The organism is Microbulbifer flavimaris (genome assembly GCF_001641755.2).
In the GTDB taxonomy this organism is placed as follows: Bacteria; Pseudomonadota; Gammaproteobacteria; order Pseudomonadales; family Cellvibrionaceae; genus Microbulbifer; species Microbulbifer flavimaris.
In genome coordinates this window covers 274,619-289,452 of sequence record NZ_LRFG02000001.1, presented here as the reverse complement: position 1 = coordinate 289,452, position 14,834 = coordinate 274,619, and the positions used below count along the sequence as shown (strand labels likewise).

Here is a 14,834-nt window from a genome sequence, read left to right as displayed (position 1 = left end):
CGGGTCGAGTGACTCAGTCCTGCTGCTTTGCCCGGTTCCAGAGCTGATCGAGCTCTTCCAGGGACGCATCCGAGGGCTGGCGCCCCTGTGCCTGCAATTGCTGCTCGACGGCACTGAAGCGACGCTCGAACTTGCGGTTGCAACCCCGTAGCGCAGCCTCAGGATCGACCTTCAGGTGGCGGGCGGCGTTGACACAGGTAAAGAGCAGATCACCCAGTTCCTCCTGCGCATGCTGCTCATCTTCTGCGGCGATCGCCGCGCGCAGCTCCGCGATCTCTTCCTCGATTTTTGCCAGCACGCCGTCCACTGACGGCCAGTCAAAACCGACGCCGGAGGCGCGCTTTTGCAGCTTGGCGGCGCGGGTCAGGGCCGGCAATCCCACTGCCACGCCATCGAGGGTACCGCCCTCGCCCTTGGCCTGACGCTCCTCTGCCTTGATGGCCTCCCAGTTTTTTTTGACCTGGGCCTCGTCGACAGCATCGGTGCGATTATCGCCGTAAAGCTGGCCGCTGGGGAAAACGTGAGGATGGCGGCGCACCAGTTTGCGCACCAGGGTGTCGACGATCCGGGAGAAATCAAAATGCCCCGCCTCGCGCCCCAGTTGCGCGTAGAAGATCACCTGGAACAGGAGGTCCCCCAGCTCTTCGTGCAGGTGCTCAAAGTCTTCGGCCTCAATGGCCTCAGCCACCTCGTAGGCCTCCTCGATGGTGGAGGGCACAATGCTGGCAAAGTTCTGCTTGAGATCCCAGGGACAGCCCCCGTCCGGATTCCGCAGTTGCGCCATCAGGTAAAGCAGGTCGTCGACGGAATAGTGTTTATCCATGTTTCCTTTGCTCCCGTAATCCTTCCGCTGCCCCTGCCTCTCAGTGCAGCATGCGCCGCTTGGCGGAGGCCACGTTGGGCAGCTGATTGATACGGTGCAGCACGCTACTCAGCTCTTCAAAGTTGTGGATCTCGGCCGTCAGTACCATGTCTACCGTGTGCTTGTGCTTGTTCGAGCGAGTCTGCATGGCGGTGATGTTGATCCGCTGGCTGTCCAACATGGTGGTGATATCCCGCAGCAGTCCGTGGCGATCGTAAGCCTCGATCATGATTTCCACCGCATAGAGTTCCTTGGGCTTCTCCGCCCATTCCACCTGCAGGACACGCTCGCGCTCGTCCGCTTCCATCCGCAGCATATTGGGGCAGTCCTTGCGGTGGATCGACACGCCGCGACCAAGGGTGATGTAACCCATGATCTCGTCACCGGGTACCGGGTTACAGCAGCGGGCAATATGGGTCATCAGGTTACCCACACCATCGATGTAGACATCGGCCATGCCCTCGCCCCGTGCCACCGAAGCGGTCAGCGAGGGTGTGGGTTCCACACGGTCAACTTTCACCATCCGCTGTGCGGCATTGAGGACCTGCCCCACACCGACATCACCGGCGCCCACGGCCGCGTAGAGGTCGTCCAGGGAATGCATATTGAGCTTCGCCGCCAGCTTATCGAAGTCGAAATCATTCAATGCCAGCTGCTTGAACTCGCCGTCGAGAATACTGCGGCCATCGGCAATATTCTGGTCGCGGGCCTGCTGCTTGAACCAGTGGATCACCTTGGCGCGGGCCCTGGAAGTGGTGATATAGCCCATCCCCGGTGAGAGCCAGTCGCGGCTCGGCGCCTCGCGCTTGCCGGTAAGGATTTCCACCTGGTTGGCCGTCTGCAACTCGTGATTGAGTGGAACGATGCGGCCATCCACCTTGGCGCCACGGCAGCGGTGACCGATCTCGGTGTGAATCTTGTAGGCAAAATCCAGCGGCGTGGCGCCGCGGGGCAGATCCACCACGTGGCCATCCGGGGTGAACACGTAGATGCGGGTATCCACATCGCTGGACTGCAGGTCGTCCTGCAGCGGGTTGCCCCCCACTTCCTCATGCCAGTCGAGCACCTGGCGCAGCCAGGAAATCTTCTGTTCGTAGCCGTCCTGCCCTTCGGATTTCTGGTCGGTACCCTTGTAACGCCAGTGGGCGCAGACCCCGTACTCCGCCTCCTCGTGCATGGCGAAGGTGCGAATCTGTACTTCCAACACCTTGCGCTCCGGACCAATCACTGCAGTGTGCAGGGATCGGTAACCATTCTCCTTGGGTGAGGCAATGTAATCGTCGAACTCGTTGGGAATGTTGCGCCACAGGTTGTGGACGATACCCAGAACCGCATAGCAATCGCGCACGGTGGGCACAAGGATGCGCACAGCGCGGATATCGTAAACCTGCGAGAAGCCAATATTTTTGCGGCGCATTTTGCGCCAGATACTGTAAATATGCTTCGCGCGACCGTAGACCTCGCCCTCGATATCGGCGCGGCCAAGCTCACTGCGCAGCAAGTCGAGCACTTCATCAATGTACTTCTGCCGCGCCAGGCGCTTTTCATCCAGCAGCCTGGCGATCTGCTTGTAGTCGTCGGGTTCCAGATAGCGGAAGGAGAGATCTTCCAATTCCCATTTGATATGACCGATACCCAGGCGGTGGGCGAGCGGCGCATAGACATCCGCCACTTCCCGGGCAACACGCCGGCGCTTGGCCGGATCGGCATTCTTGGCCGCGCGGATCGCACAGGTACGCTCGGCAAGCTTGATCAGCGCCACGCGCACATCATCAACCAACGCCACCAGCATGCGGCGGATATTCTCGGAATGCTCCTCGACCGCCAGACTCCGGTTTTTGCCGGTCTCCGCACTCTGGCTGCGAATCGCCGCCATGCGCAGCACACCGCGGATCAGCTTGGCAACGGTCTTGCCAAACTCTTCCTCCACCCTTTTCAGTGGCAGGCGTTTTTCCCGCACCGCCCGGTAAAGCACCGCAGCACACAGCGCTTCGCCGTCGATCTGCAGGTCGGCGAGAATCTCGGCCATCTCCAGGCCGGTGAGGAAACTGCTGGCGCCCTCGGCCCAGATATTTTCCGCGGCAATCGCCTGCTGCTCCGCCTCGGCACTGACCTCGGCGGCGCGGCGCAGCGTCACCAGGGCACCCCCATCGAGGCTAGCCAGCGTCTGCACATGCCGGAGCCAGGACTCGAGATCCAGCTCGCCATCGGTGCCAATAGAGTGGTGCTTTCGAACTTGAACCATGGTGAATACGCGACCGGCTTACTGACTGAACAATCCGGAGGACAGGTAGCGGTCTCCCCGGTCGCAGATGATGGCAACGATGGTGGCATTTTCCACTTCGGCGGAAATCCGCAGGGCTCCGGCAACGGCCCCACCCGAGGAGACGCCGCTGAAGATGCCCTCTTCCCGCGCCAGTCGCCGTGCCATTTCCTCGGCCTCCGCCTGATCCATATCGATCACCCGATCCACCTCATCGGGTACGAAGATCTGTGGCAGGTAGGCCTGTGGCCAGCGACGAATGCCGGGAATACTGGAGCCCTCGGTGGGTTGCAGCCCGACAATCTGGATGTCCGGATTCTGCTGCTTAAGGTAACGGCCGCAGCCCATGATAGTGCCGGTGGTGCCCATGGAGGAGACAAAGTGAGTCACTTCGCCGCCAGTCTGGCGCCAGATCTCGGGGCCAGTGCCCTCGAGGTGTGCCCGGGGGTTGTCTTCATTGGCAAACTGATTCAGCACCAGGCCCTTGCCCTCCCGCTCCATTTCCAGGGCCAGGTCCCGGGCGCCCTCCATGCCGGCCTCACCGGATACCAGGATCAGCTCCGCACCATAGGCGGTCATGGCCGCCTTGCGCTCGTCGGTGGCAGTCATGGGCATGATGAGGATCATCCGGTAGCCCTTGATGGCGGCCGCCATGGCCAGCGCAATACCGGTATTGCCGCTGGTGGCCTCAATCAGGGTATCGCCGGGTTTGATCTGTCCCCGCGCCTCGGCGTGGCTGATCATGGACAGGGCAGGCCGATCCTTGACCGAGCCCGCAGGGTTGTTGCCCTCAAGCTTCAGAAGAATCGTGTTGCTGGTGTCCCCCGCCAGGCGCTGCAGCCTGACGAGCGGCGTATTGCCGACACAATCGGCAATCGTGGGGTAATCCATAAGTGAGCTTGTTCCAACGCAGAGCGGAGCGCCATTCTACCCTCCAGGCGCCCCACCTGCGACCTCGACACCCCGCACCTGACCGTGCGCCTACCAGTCTCGCGCTACAGCAGGTAGAATCGAACAAAAATAACACGATCACCAATCGGGGGTTCCCCCATGGCCGCAACCCAATCACCGGGACAGGCAAATCAGTCACCAGAACGCCTGCCCTCCCTGCGAGCGCTTGTGTTCCGCTTTACCCTGGCTCCCTCGCTGGTGCTGGCGGTAACCCTGGGGGTCCTCTTCACACTGCAACAGATACATGAGCGCCGACAGCTGCTGCTGGCCCACGGTCGCGCCAGTGCCGAACAGCTGGCCGAGCTGATCGATCTCAGCGGTGAGCACCCCACGCACTTGCGCCTGGAGTGGCTCGACAAGAGCCTGATGGCGTTGATGCTGGAGAAGGATATGGTGCGCTCGGTCCACATTTACTCCGCAGATAGCGCCGACCTGGACCCGGAGACCGGGCTGAAGCTGCTCGCCAGCCAGGGGCCGCGACCGAAGGTGGATATCACGGCCGAGGATGTGAAACACCGGGAACCGTTTATTTTTGAGCGGGGCGACAGCCTGCAGGTACTTCACCCCTTCAAAGGTGAGGAGATCACCTGCTGGATCAGCATCGAGCTCCACCGCCCCTATTTTATTGTCGGAACCTACCAGGTGGCCCTGGTCACACTGCTGGGACTGATTCTCTGCACTTTGGGGGCGCTGATCTGGGCCACTTTCCTGTCCGAGAGATTCGGCCGTGTATTCGAGCGGCTAGGCGACCGACTCGAGTCTATCGGTCGCGGCCACTTCGAGAGCCGGGACGAGGAAATGAATAACCGCGAGCTGCACCGCCTGTCCAGCCGCATCAATTCCATGGCAGAAAACCTTCGCGTTTATCAGGAGGAGTACAAATCCAACGTCCTGCAGTCCATGGAGGATCTGCGCCAGTCACTGGATGCCATGGAGGAACAGAATATTGAGCTGGACCTGGCGAGAAAGAAGGCGGTGGAAGGGAGCCGGGTCAAGTCCACGTTCCTGGCCAACACCAGCCATGAGATCCGCACGCCACTCAATGGCATCATCGGTTTTACCAACCTGCTCCTGAAGACCGAGCTGGACGAGCTGCAGCAGGATTACCTGCAGACGATACTGCGCTCATCGGAGAACCTGCTCACCACCATCAACGACATCATGGATTTCTCCCGCATCGAGTCGGGGAACCTGGTACTCGATCACACGCCCATGGACCTTGGGCTGGTGCTGGAGGAGACCCTGCAGATTCTCGCTCCCTTTGCCTACGACCAGCGCCTGGAACTGGTGCCGCTGATCGACAACCAGCTGCCGCGCACGCTTATTGGCGACCCCCTGCGCATCAAACAGATCTTTACCAGCCTGGTCAGTAATGCAGTGCGCCACTCCTCCGATGGCAATATTCCGGTGCGCTTGAGTGTCCAGAGCGGCAAGGACTCCGAGCTGGTGGTGCGGCTGAGTGTCACTGATCTCGGCAACCGCGCCGTGCCCCAGGCCCGGCGCGAACTGCACCAGCTGCTTGAGGCCTCTCCCCATGAACAGGGCCAGCAGATCAGCAGCACAGGGCTGGGACTCGCTATCGCCAGAAGCCTGATCGTGCAGATGGGTGGCAGCATCGGTGTTGACGAGGCCGTTGGCAGCGGCGCGACTTACTGGGTGTGCCTGCCTCTGCAGCTGGAGCGCAACCGCACCAACCCCATCCGCGAACGCTTTCCCGGCTCCCGAATCCTGCTTGCAGACCCCAACCGGATGACACGTATGCAGGTGGCACAACTGCTGCAGCACTGGGAAGTGGAACCGGTGGAAATCGGGGAGTCCGACACCCTGGAACCCGCGATTGAACAGATGTGGCGGCACGATGCCCTGCCCGATGCGGTCATTATCGATACCGGCATTGCCGGCGGTGATTTCGAGCCGTTCATTCGCTGCGTGCAATGCCTGGCCGACACCTACCAATGCCGGATTATCGTGCAGGGTTCCCCGGTGGAGCTCCGCCGCTGCTATGAACCCCTGCGTACACGGGCACTCGCGTTCCTGGCCAAACCGGTGACTCGCGACAACCTGCTGCGAGCACTGCGCCGTGCCGCTCCACAACAGAACTCGGTGAAACCTACCGGACTTTATCCTGCACTGCCTGGCCCCGAAGCCCCGAGGGTGCTTGCCGTCGACGACCACGAGGCCAATCGCCTGTTGATCGGAGAGTTGTTACGGGGCCAGGGCGTGGAGACCACTGTCGCCGCCAGCGGAGAGGAAGCGCTGGAGCTCTGTGGGCAGCAGCCCTTCGACCTGATCCTGATGGACATTCAGATGCCCGGGATGGATGGTATCGAGACCACCCGGCAGATCCGCGCCGGAGAGGCCGATCGCCGGACCCCCATCATCGCGCTCACCGCCCATGTCGGTACCGAGGAAAAGGCACGCCTGTTGGCAGCGGGCCTCGACGACTACCTCAGCAAGCCGGTGAGTGAGGCCCAGCTCAGCCACACAATCCAGCGCTGGATGAAAATCATCGCCCCGCAGCGGCCCGAGCGAAACGCCCTCGACATTCCGCGACTGGTAGACATTGGCGAGAGCCTCGAACTGAGCAACAACGATGCCGCTCTCGCCAGGGACATGCTACAGATGCTGATTCGCGGGCTGGTGGCAGACGAGCAGGAAATGCATCGGCTGTTTGCCGCCGGCGACCACCGCGGCCTGTTCGAGCTTGTGCACCGGGTACACGGAGGCTGCTGTTACTGCGGTGTGCCCCGGCTGCGGGAAAGCACCGGACGTCTGCAGGAGTTGCTCCGCCCCTTGCAGGACGATGAGGAAACGACGATCGACGAGCGCGCGGTGGATGCGGTGATCCGGGAGATTCGCGCCCTGCGGGAGTGGGCCTCCGAGCAGGACCTGGATGTGCTTTTCGGCCTGGTGGAGCTGGAGGGGGCCGGTGAGTAGTGCCGGCACCCGATGTTTGATCCTCTTTTCCCCCTGAGGCAAACCCGTCAGGACTGGGGGGCGGCCTCGAAGATAACGAAAGCCAGGGCGAAATCCTTCTCGTCAGAAAGCGTCAGGTGAATGCGACCGACACCGAGCTTTTCAGCACGCCGCAAAGCCTCGCCACTCAGCCTGACCTCTGGCCCCAGGCCGCGCCGACGGCGCACCTCGATGTCCTGCCAGGAGATGCCGGCGCCGATACCGGTCCCGAGCGCCTTGCCGAGGGCCTCCTTGGCGGCAAAGCGCTTGCAAAGATAGGCGGCGCGGTTGGGCACTGCCAGTTGGTAGAGCGCCTCACGCTCCGGTGCACTGAGCACACGCTCGACAAAGCGGTCCCCAAAGCGACGCCAGGCCGCCTCGATGCGGGTGTAGCTGCAGATGTCGGTGCCGATACTAACGATCACTTTTTACCGTAGACCTGTTTAAATAATTCCCTGCTCTGCAGTGGTTTTTCACCAAGCAGCGGAGCGAGCAATAAACTGCTCAGGCGCCGTGCCGCCGTGAGCAATCCCGACGCCAGCTCACCCCCCTGCAACGCCCGGTGAAGCTCCAGCAATTCCCGGCCGCTGAACTCGTCAGCCCTGGCGGCCGCGCCGTCGTGTCGATGCACCGGCACGAAACCTGTCTCCCGCTCCAGTCTATAAACGGCGGTCGGCTCCAGCGGCCCCTGAGTTGCCGCACAGTAATCCAGCGAGGGGCAGTTACCCATCTCGGCAAGAAGCGCCAACTCGAAACGCCGCAGGGGCGCCAACAGCTCGTCGGCCTCTTCCCCCGCCAGGGCATTGAGCTCTCGCAGCAGATTCTGGTAGGCGGCGAACACCTGGTACTGGGATTCCCCCACCGGCAGCAGCCGCATCAATAATTCGTTGACGTAAAGGCCGCCGTAAACTGCGCGCCCTCGTAACCAGTAGGCACTGCCGGCACTTTCCACCGGCCCCAGGGTCTTGAGATCGCCCCGCCCCATCAGTGTCACCAGCAATGGACTGAAAGGCTGCAGTGACTGCTGGCGGCGCTGTTTGTCCCGTCGCGCCCCGCGAGCCACACAGCCGATCCGCCCCTGCCCGGGAGTGAGCAGTTCGAGGATCAGGCTCGAGTCACGAAATGGCCTCGAGTGCAGGATATAGGCAGGTTGTGGGGGTTGCTGAAACGACATGACGGTGGCGACCCGGGTTCAAAGGGCGGTTCTATGGCAAGGAGCATCGCATAATCTCCCCCCGCCGTGCACCGCCAGCAACGAAAGGTCAGTCGTCGCGATAACCCAGGCTGCGCAGGGCGCGCTCGTCGTCAGACCAGCCCGACTTTACCTTGACCCACAGATTCAACATGACCTTGCTGTCAAACAGGCGCTCCATATCCTGGCGCGCCTGGCTGCCAATCTGCTTGATACGCTCACCCTTGTTGCCAATGATGATGCGCTTCTGGCCCGAGCGTTCGACGAGAATGGCTGCACTGATATGCAGGATCGGGCCGTCCTGGCTGAATTCTTCCACCTCAACAGTGACCTGGTAAGGCACTTCGGCCCCCAGCTGGCGCATGACTTTCTCGCGCACGATCTCCGCCGCCAGGAAGCGGGAGCTGCGGTCGGTGATCTGGTCCTCGGGGAAAAAATGCAGACCCTGGGGCAGCCGATCGACGATGACCTGCTCCAGCGTATCCAGGTTGACACCACGCAGGGCAGAAATCGGCACTATCTCCGCGTTCGGGTGCTGCTCCGCCAGGGCCTGCAGCTGCGGCAGCAGCTCGCCCTTGTCCTCCAGCTGGTCCACCTTGTTGACGGCAATGATCAACGGGCACTTCAGCCCGCGCAGCTTGTCTGCCACCAGCTGGTCGCCCTCGGTCCAGCGGGTTCTCTCCACCACAAAGACCACCACATCCACGTCCCGGGCTGCGCTGCTGGCGGCACGGTTCATGTAGCGGTTGATCGCCTTGTCCGCGTCCGCGTGCAGCCCCGGAGTATCGACAAAGATAATCTGGTTGGTGCCGTCGGTCTTGATACCGAGCATGTTGTGGCGGGTCGTCTGCGGCTTGCGTGAGGTGATCGCCAGCTTCTGCCCCAGCATGTGGTTCAGCAGCGTGGACTTGCCCACGTTTGGACGGCCTACGATGGCCACATAACCGCAGCGGGAGGATTGTTCAGTCAAGGTATTCTCCAATAATTCACCGCCGCACGGCGGCTCCGCATCCGCAGCCCCAGTGGGCCACAGTCGCGAATCAGGCCCGGAGGGCAATCAATAAGAGTGTAAGGTCAATTTTCACCGACAAGGCGCTTGTACGCCTCGGTGGCTGCGAGCTTCTCCGCGCTGCGGCGGCTGCTCGCCTCGCCCCGAACCGGAGCACTGAGGCCCTTTACACGACACTCCACCACGAAGCGCTGCGCGTGCTCGGCACCGGACACGTCCACCACGGTGTATTCAGGTAGCGGACGCTGACGCGCCTGCAACCACTCCTGCAGGCGGGTCTTGGGGTCTTTGGCGGTTTCGAGGGAAAGGTTTTCCAGGCGGCTGGCAAACCAGGCCAGCACCCGCTCCCGGGCTGCCTCGAGACCAGCATCCAGGTAGATCGCGCCGATCAGAGCCTCCACGGCATCCGCCAGGATGGAGGCGCGGCGGAAGCCACCGCTTTTCATTTCGCCCTCGCCCAGGCGCAGGCAATCGCCGATCTCCATCTCTCGCGCCAGCTTGGCCAGCGTCTCACCGCTCACCAGCTGTGCACGCAGGCGACTCAGCTGCCCTTCGCGCCCCTCGGGGAACTTGTCGAAAAGGGCCGCACCGATGGTAAAGCCAAGGATGGAGTCGCCGAGGAATTCGAGCCGTTCGTTGTTACGGCTGCCGGCAGAGCGGTGGGTCAGCGCCAGTTGCAGCAGATCGGGCCGGGAAAATTGGTGGCCGAGCCGCAGGCAAAGGCGCTCGAGGAGAATATCAGTCACGTTTACGGAATTGTTCCAGGTCTACCAGCGGTTCACAGCAGAGTTCCGCCTTGGAGGTGTTGAGCTGCTTGTTGAACTTCATTATCACATCGACGTTATAGATCAGCGGCTGGCGCAGCTCGTAATCGACACTCACCAGCATGCTGTCCGCGCCGCGGATCACCTGCACCGCCTTGGTGGGCTCGCCGCGCACATTGTTAATCAGGAAGAAGCGGTCCAGCTCGCGCTTGATTTCACTGCGTGTCATATCCCGCAGGGTCGGGTTATCCGCCAGTTTGCGTAGCCCTTCATCGACGTAATAGGCGTCGATATAGGCCGGCCCCATCTTGGAAACACAGGTAAGCACGAAGCCGAATACGGCCACCACCATCAGCCAGCCCCAGTAACTCATGCCGCGCTGGCCGCGCAGGGAATTTTGCAGTTGCCCAGACATGGAAAAGCCCTCGATTTTGTTATTGTCGACTAGTATCCGATTCCATTCGCGAACGGGTCTACTGGATCGAGCCTACCCGCTCGAAACTCGGCAGGCTGAACAGATCCTCCCAGTGCATCCAGATGGCAAACGCCTTGCCTACGATATCCCGCTCGGGCACGAAGCCCCATTCGCGGCTATCCAGGCTGTTGTCTCGATTGTCTCCCACCATGAAATAATGCCCTTCCGGGACCACGCCACTGAAATTGGCGAAGCGGCTCGGCTCAATATGCCGGGCCATCAGGTGTCGCTCCCCATCGATCTCCTCCCACATCACTTCGACCTGGGGGTTGGCCGGCGGCAGCGCCTGGATCAGTTCCTGCGAGGCCCGCTCACCGTTGATATAGAGCACATTGTCCTCGATACGGATCTCATCACCGGGGAGGCCGATTACCCGCTTGATATAGTAGGTCTCGTTCATGTGCGGCGGGAAGAACACCATCACATCGCCGCGTTCCGGCTCGCCGATATCCAACACTTTCTTGCGGGAAATGGGCAGGCGCAGGCCGTAGGCGTATTTGTTCACCAGAATAAAGTCACCCACCTGCAGGGTCGGTACCATGGAGCGGCTGGGAATCTGGAACGGCTCCACGACAAAGGAGCGCAGGATGAACACGATCGCCAGCACCGGAAAGAACGACTTGGCGTACTCCACCAGCACCGGCTCCTCGGCGTCCTGCTGACGGCGGCGGGCAAAAAACAGGCTGTCCACCAGCCAGATCGCACCGGTGATGACCACCAGCCAGAGCAGGATCAGCGGAAAATTAATATCCATTCATTGTTCTCTTGTTGTTCTGGTGGATTCTACTGGTCCACCTTCAGGACCGCCAGAAACGCCTCCTGCGGCACTTCCACCCGACCCAGCTGTTTCATCCGGCGTTTACCGGCCTTCTGTTTTTCGAGCAGCTTCTTCTTACGGGTCACGTCACCACCGTAACACTTGGCCGTTACGTTCTTGCGCAACGCCTTGACCGTGGTGCGGGCCACGACCTGGCCGCCAATGGCCGCCTGGATCGCCACATCGAACATCTGCCGCGGAATCAGCTCCTTCATTTTCTCGGCCATGGCACGCCCTTTCTGCTGGGCGTGGTCGCGATGGACAATGAGCGCCAGCGCATCGACACGGTCACCGTTGATGAGGATATCAAGGCGCACCAGCTTTGCCGCCTCGAAGCGTGCAAAACTGTAATCCAGCGAGGCGAAGCCGCGGCTCACCGACTTGAGGCGGTCGAAGAAGTCCATCACCACCTCGTTCATGGGCAGCTCATAGCGCAGGGAAACCTGGCTGCCCACGTACTGCATATCCTTCTGGACACCGCGCTTCTCGACACACAGGGTAATGACGTTACCCAGGTATTCCTGCGGAACCAGGATGTTGACCTCCGCAATCGGCTCGCGCATCTCCTCGATCGAGCCCACCTCCGGCAACCGGGAGGGGTTATCGACCATCACCACGGTGCCGTCTGTCTGCACGACCTCGTAGACCACAGTCGGCGCGGTGGTAATCAGGTCCAGGTCGTATTCCCGCTCGAGCCGCTCCTGGATGATCTCCATGTGCAGCATGCCGAGGAAACCGCAGCGGAAGCCGAAGCCGAGGGCGTCGGAGACCTCCGGTTCGAAGAACAGGGAGGCATCGTTCAGCGACAGTTTTTCCAGCGCGTCACGGAAGTTTTCATAATCGTCGGAGCTGACCGGGAACAAGCCGGCATAAACCTGGGGCTTCACCTTCTGGAAGCCCGGCAGCATGGAAACCTCTTCAGCACCCTTGGCATGAGTCAGGGTATCGCCCACCGGCGCACCATGAATGTCCTTGATACCCGCCACCACAAAGCCCACTTCGCCCGCGCGCAACACGCCGGTCTCCTTGCGCTTGGGGGTAAAGATACCGACGCTGTCCACCACATGGGCACGGTTGAGGGACTTGGTGACAATCTTGTCTTTGGTCTTCAGGGTGCCCTGCACCACGCGCACCAGGGACACCACCCCCAGGTAGCTGTCAAACCAGGAGTCGATGATCAGCGCCTGCAGCGGGCCGTCCACATCGCCTTCCGGCGGCGGCACCAGGCGCACCAGATCTTCGAGCACGTCCTCGACACCGAGACCGGATTTGGCACTGCAGCGGGTCGCCTCGGTGGCATCGATGCCGATAATGTCCTCGATCTCTTCCGCCACCTTGTCCGGATCGGCCTGCGGCAGATCCATCTTGTTCAGTACCGGAATCACCTCGAGCCCCTGCTCGATGGCGGTGTAGCAATTGGCCACCGACTGGGCCTCCACGCCCTGGGCAGCGTCCACCACCAGCAGCGCGCCCTCACAGGCGGCCAGGGAGCGGGATACCTCGTAGGAGAAATCCACGTGCCCGGGGGTGTCGATGAAGTTCAGTTGGTAGGTCTTGCCATCGCGCGCCGTGTAATCGAGGGTCACGCTCTGGGCCTTGATGGTAATACCCCGCTCGCGCTCCAGGTCCATGCTGTCCAGCACCTGCGCGGCCATCTCCCGGTCGCTCAGGCCTCCGCAGACCTGGATAAACCGGTCCGCCAGGGTGGATTTGCCATGGTCGATATGGGCAATGATGGAGAAATTGCGGATATGGGAGAGATCTGTGGCCACTGCGGAGTAGAAACCCTATAAAAATCAGAATGTTAGCCGGGAATGACACCGGTTGCGTGGCGCAAGTCTATCAGAACTGGGGATCAGTAGTGAGTGCCCGGTAGCGTGCCGACTTTGCGGCACTGCTACCGAGCCAGCGGCGGGCACCGCCCGCCGGTTTACGGTCACTCGTCAATCTGGATGGTGCGGAATGTCGGCTGGCCGCCGCGGAAGAAGCGGATCGGCAGCAACTCATCGCTGGGCAGCGACTTGGCAACCCGGCGGAAGTCCTCGAGATCCTTGACCTCCTCGAAGCCAAGCTGTGCGACAACGTCACCGCTGCGCAGGCCCGCTCTCGCTCCCGGCTTGCCGGGCACCACCTGTTTCACGATCACACCGCTCTCGACGCCCCAGCGCTGCTTGACCGCTGCCGGGATTTCCTCGACCACCAGGCCGAGGCGACCGCCAATGTCGTTGGATGGATCAACCGAGGCCTGCTGGGCGGGCTCCTCTTCGCCAGGCAGGGCACCGACGGTGACCTGGAGACGCACACTCTTGCCCTTGCGCATCAGGTCCACCGGTACCTCAGCACCCGGGCGGGTCTGCCCAACCACATGAGGAAGGTCCCCCTGCTCCACGATTCGCTCACCGTTGAAACGGGTGATGATGTCGCCCGCCAGGATGCCAGCCTCGTCTGCCGGGGCACCGGATTCGACTTGTGCCACCAGGGCGCCGGAGGGACGGGCCAGCCCCATGGCCTTGGCCATATCGCGGTCCACATCCTGGATACCCACACCCAACCAGCCGCGGTCTACCCGGCCCTTGTCACGCAGCTGCGCCACGACATCCTGGGCCAGGCGGGCCGGGATGGCGAAAGACAGGCCGATGGAGCCTCCGCTGCGGGTGTAGATCTGGCTGTTGATACCGACAACTTCACCGTCCAGGTTGAACAGCGGGCCGCCGGAGTTACCCGGGTTGATCGCCACATCTGTCTGGATGAACGGCACGTAGTTCTCACGGCTTTCGTTGGGAATGCTGCGCCCCATCGCACTGACGATGCCGGCGCTGGCGGAATAGTCGAGCCCGAACGGGGAGCCGATGGCCACCACCCACTCACCGACTTGCAGCTCATCGGATTCCCCCCAGCGAACGGTCGGCAGGTCATCCGCTTCGATCTTCAGCAGCGCCAGATCGGAACGCGCGTCGGTACCGATCACCTGGGCGTCATACTCGCGACGGTCAGTCAGGGTCACGACCACCTGGTCAGCGCCATCGACCACATGGTTGTTCGTTACTACGTAGCCATCGTCGGAAATGATGAAACCGGAGCCCATGCTGGCCGCCGGTCGCCGCTCCCGGCCACGGGGCTCGAGCAGGTGCCGGAAGATATCCGGGATCTGCTGCTGGTACTGGGGCGGGACACCGCGGGTCGCGCGGGCTCGCTCTACAGTGTTGATCTTTACGACGGCCGGCGAATTCTGCTCGATCAGGTCCGTCAGTTCGGGCAGACCCCGGGCACAGGCAGATGCCGAGATCATCAGGCAGAGAATGAAAAAGGATTGCGTAACGCGCTTTAGCATCGGTTTGTTACCTTTCGTTATCCCATCTACTATCCAATCGAAGTGTCGAGAAATCGACCTCATCCACGGCGTACCCTCTGTGTGGTGCGGGTTTACCGCGGTGAGCCACGGGTTTTCGGTAACCATTTAGTGGCGTTTTGGCCGCGAAAGTTCGCTTCTTTAGTGTAAAGCAGTGTAATGATTCACTGAACACCAAAGCAGCTATTTCCCGGAAC

The 14,834-nt window shown here is 61.6% G+C and carries 12 protein-coding genes; 1 reads left to right on the top strand and 11 read right to left on the bottom strand.

What is annotated here, in order from left to right:
• Positions 1-13 precede the first annotated feature (13 nt).
• The 3 genes from mazG to cysM are packed head-to-tail and all read right to left on the bottom strand — an operon-like array spanning position 14 to position 4,016.
• On the bottom strand, positions 14-823 hold the full coding sequence (mazG, locus tag AWR36_RS01335) for a nucleoside triphosphate pyrophosphohydrolase (RefSeq protein ID WP_067079949.1): 810 nt from the start codon (positions 821-823) through the stop codon (positions 14-16).
• Positions 824-863: 40 nt separating this feature from the next.
• Positions 864-3,107 (bottom strand): GTP diphosphokinase, encoded by a 2,244-nt coding sequence (relA, locus tag AWR36_RS01330; protein ID WP_067079946.1) that lies wholly within the window; start codon positions 3,105-3,107, stop codon positions 864-866.
• A gap of 18 nt (positions 3,108-3,125) precedes the next feature.
• Complete coding sequence (gene cysM / locus AWR36_RS01325; protein WP_067079944.1) at positions 3,126-4,016, bottom strand: cysteine synthase CysM; 891 nt, start codon at positions 4,014-4,016, stop codon at positions 3,126-3,128.
• Positions 4,017-4,175: 159 nt separating this feature from the next.
• On the opposite strand from cysM, the gene AWR36_RS01320 reads away from it, so the two are divergent.
• Positions 4,176-7,013, top strand: a complete 2,838-nt coding sequence (locus AWR36_RS01320) for a response regulator (protein WP_067079942.1) — start codon at positions 4,176-4,178, stop codon at positions 7,011-7,013.
• 47 nt (positions 7,014-7,060) lie between these two features.
• Here AWR36_RS01320 and acpS read toward each other — a convergent pair whose 3' ends face one another.
• The 8 genes from acpS to AWR36_RS01280 all read right to left on the bottom strand — a co-directional run bounded on the left by acpS (position 7,061) and on the right by AWR36_RS01280 (position 14,619).
• Positions 7,061-7,456, bottom strand: coding sequence for a holo-ACP synthase (acpS, locus tag AWR36_RS01315; RefSeq protein WP_067079940.1), 396 nt, complete (start codon positions 7,454-7,456; stop codon positions 7,061-7,063).
• A complete protein-coding gene (gene recO, locus AWR36_RS01310) occupies positions 7,453-8,205 on the bottom strand; it encodes a DNA repair protein RecO (RefSeq protein ID WP_067079937.1) in 753 nt (250 codons plus the stop codon). The genes acpS and recO overlap by 4 nt, the downstream gene beginning before the upstream one ends.
• An 88-nt stretch (positions 8,206-8,293) precedes the next feature.
• Positions 8,294-9,193 (bottom strand): GTPase Era, encoded by a 900-nt coding sequence (gene era / locus AWR36_RS01305; protein ID WP_067079935.1) that lies wholly within the window; start codon positions 9,191-9,193, stop codon positions 8,294-8,296.
• A 104-nt stretch (positions 9,194-9,297) separates the two neighbouring features.
• Positions 9,298-9,978, bottom strand: coding sequence for a ribonuclease III (gene rnc / locus AWR36_RS01300; RefSeq protein ID WP_082679327.1), 681 nt, complete (start codon positions 9,976-9,978; stop codon positions 9,298-9,300).
• Positions 9,971-10,411, bottom strand: coding sequence for a DUF4845 domain-containing protein (locus AWR36_RS01295; RefSeq protein ID WP_067079933.1), 441 nt, complete (start codon positions 10,409-10,411; stop codon positions 9,971-9,973). Before AWR36_RS01295 ends, rnc begins: the two co-directional genes overlap by 8 nt.
• Positions 10,412-10,469: 58 nt before the next feature.
• On the bottom strand, positions 10,470-11,225 hold the full coding sequence (lepB, locus tag AWR36_RS01290; RefSeq protein WP_067079931.1) for a signal peptidase I: 756 nt from the start codon (positions 11,223-11,225) through the stop codon (positions 10,470-10,472).
• A 29-nt stretch (positions 11,226-11,254) separates the two neighbouring features.
• Positions 11,255-13,060, bottom strand: coding sequence for a translation elongation factor 4 (lepA, locus tag AWR36_RS01285; RefSeq protein ID WP_067079929.1), 1,806 nt, complete (start codon positions 13,058-13,060; stop codon positions 11,255-11,257).
• A gap of 164 nt (positions 13,061-13,224) precedes the next feature.
• Positions 13,225-14,619 carry a Do family serine endopeptidase gene (locus AWR36_RS01280; protein ID WP_067079927.1) on the bottom strand — a complete coding sequence of 465 codons (1,395 nt, stop codon included), beginning with the start codon at positions 14,617-14,619 and terminating at the stop codon, positions 13,225-13,227.
• Positions 14,620-14,834 lie beyond the last annotated feature (215 nt).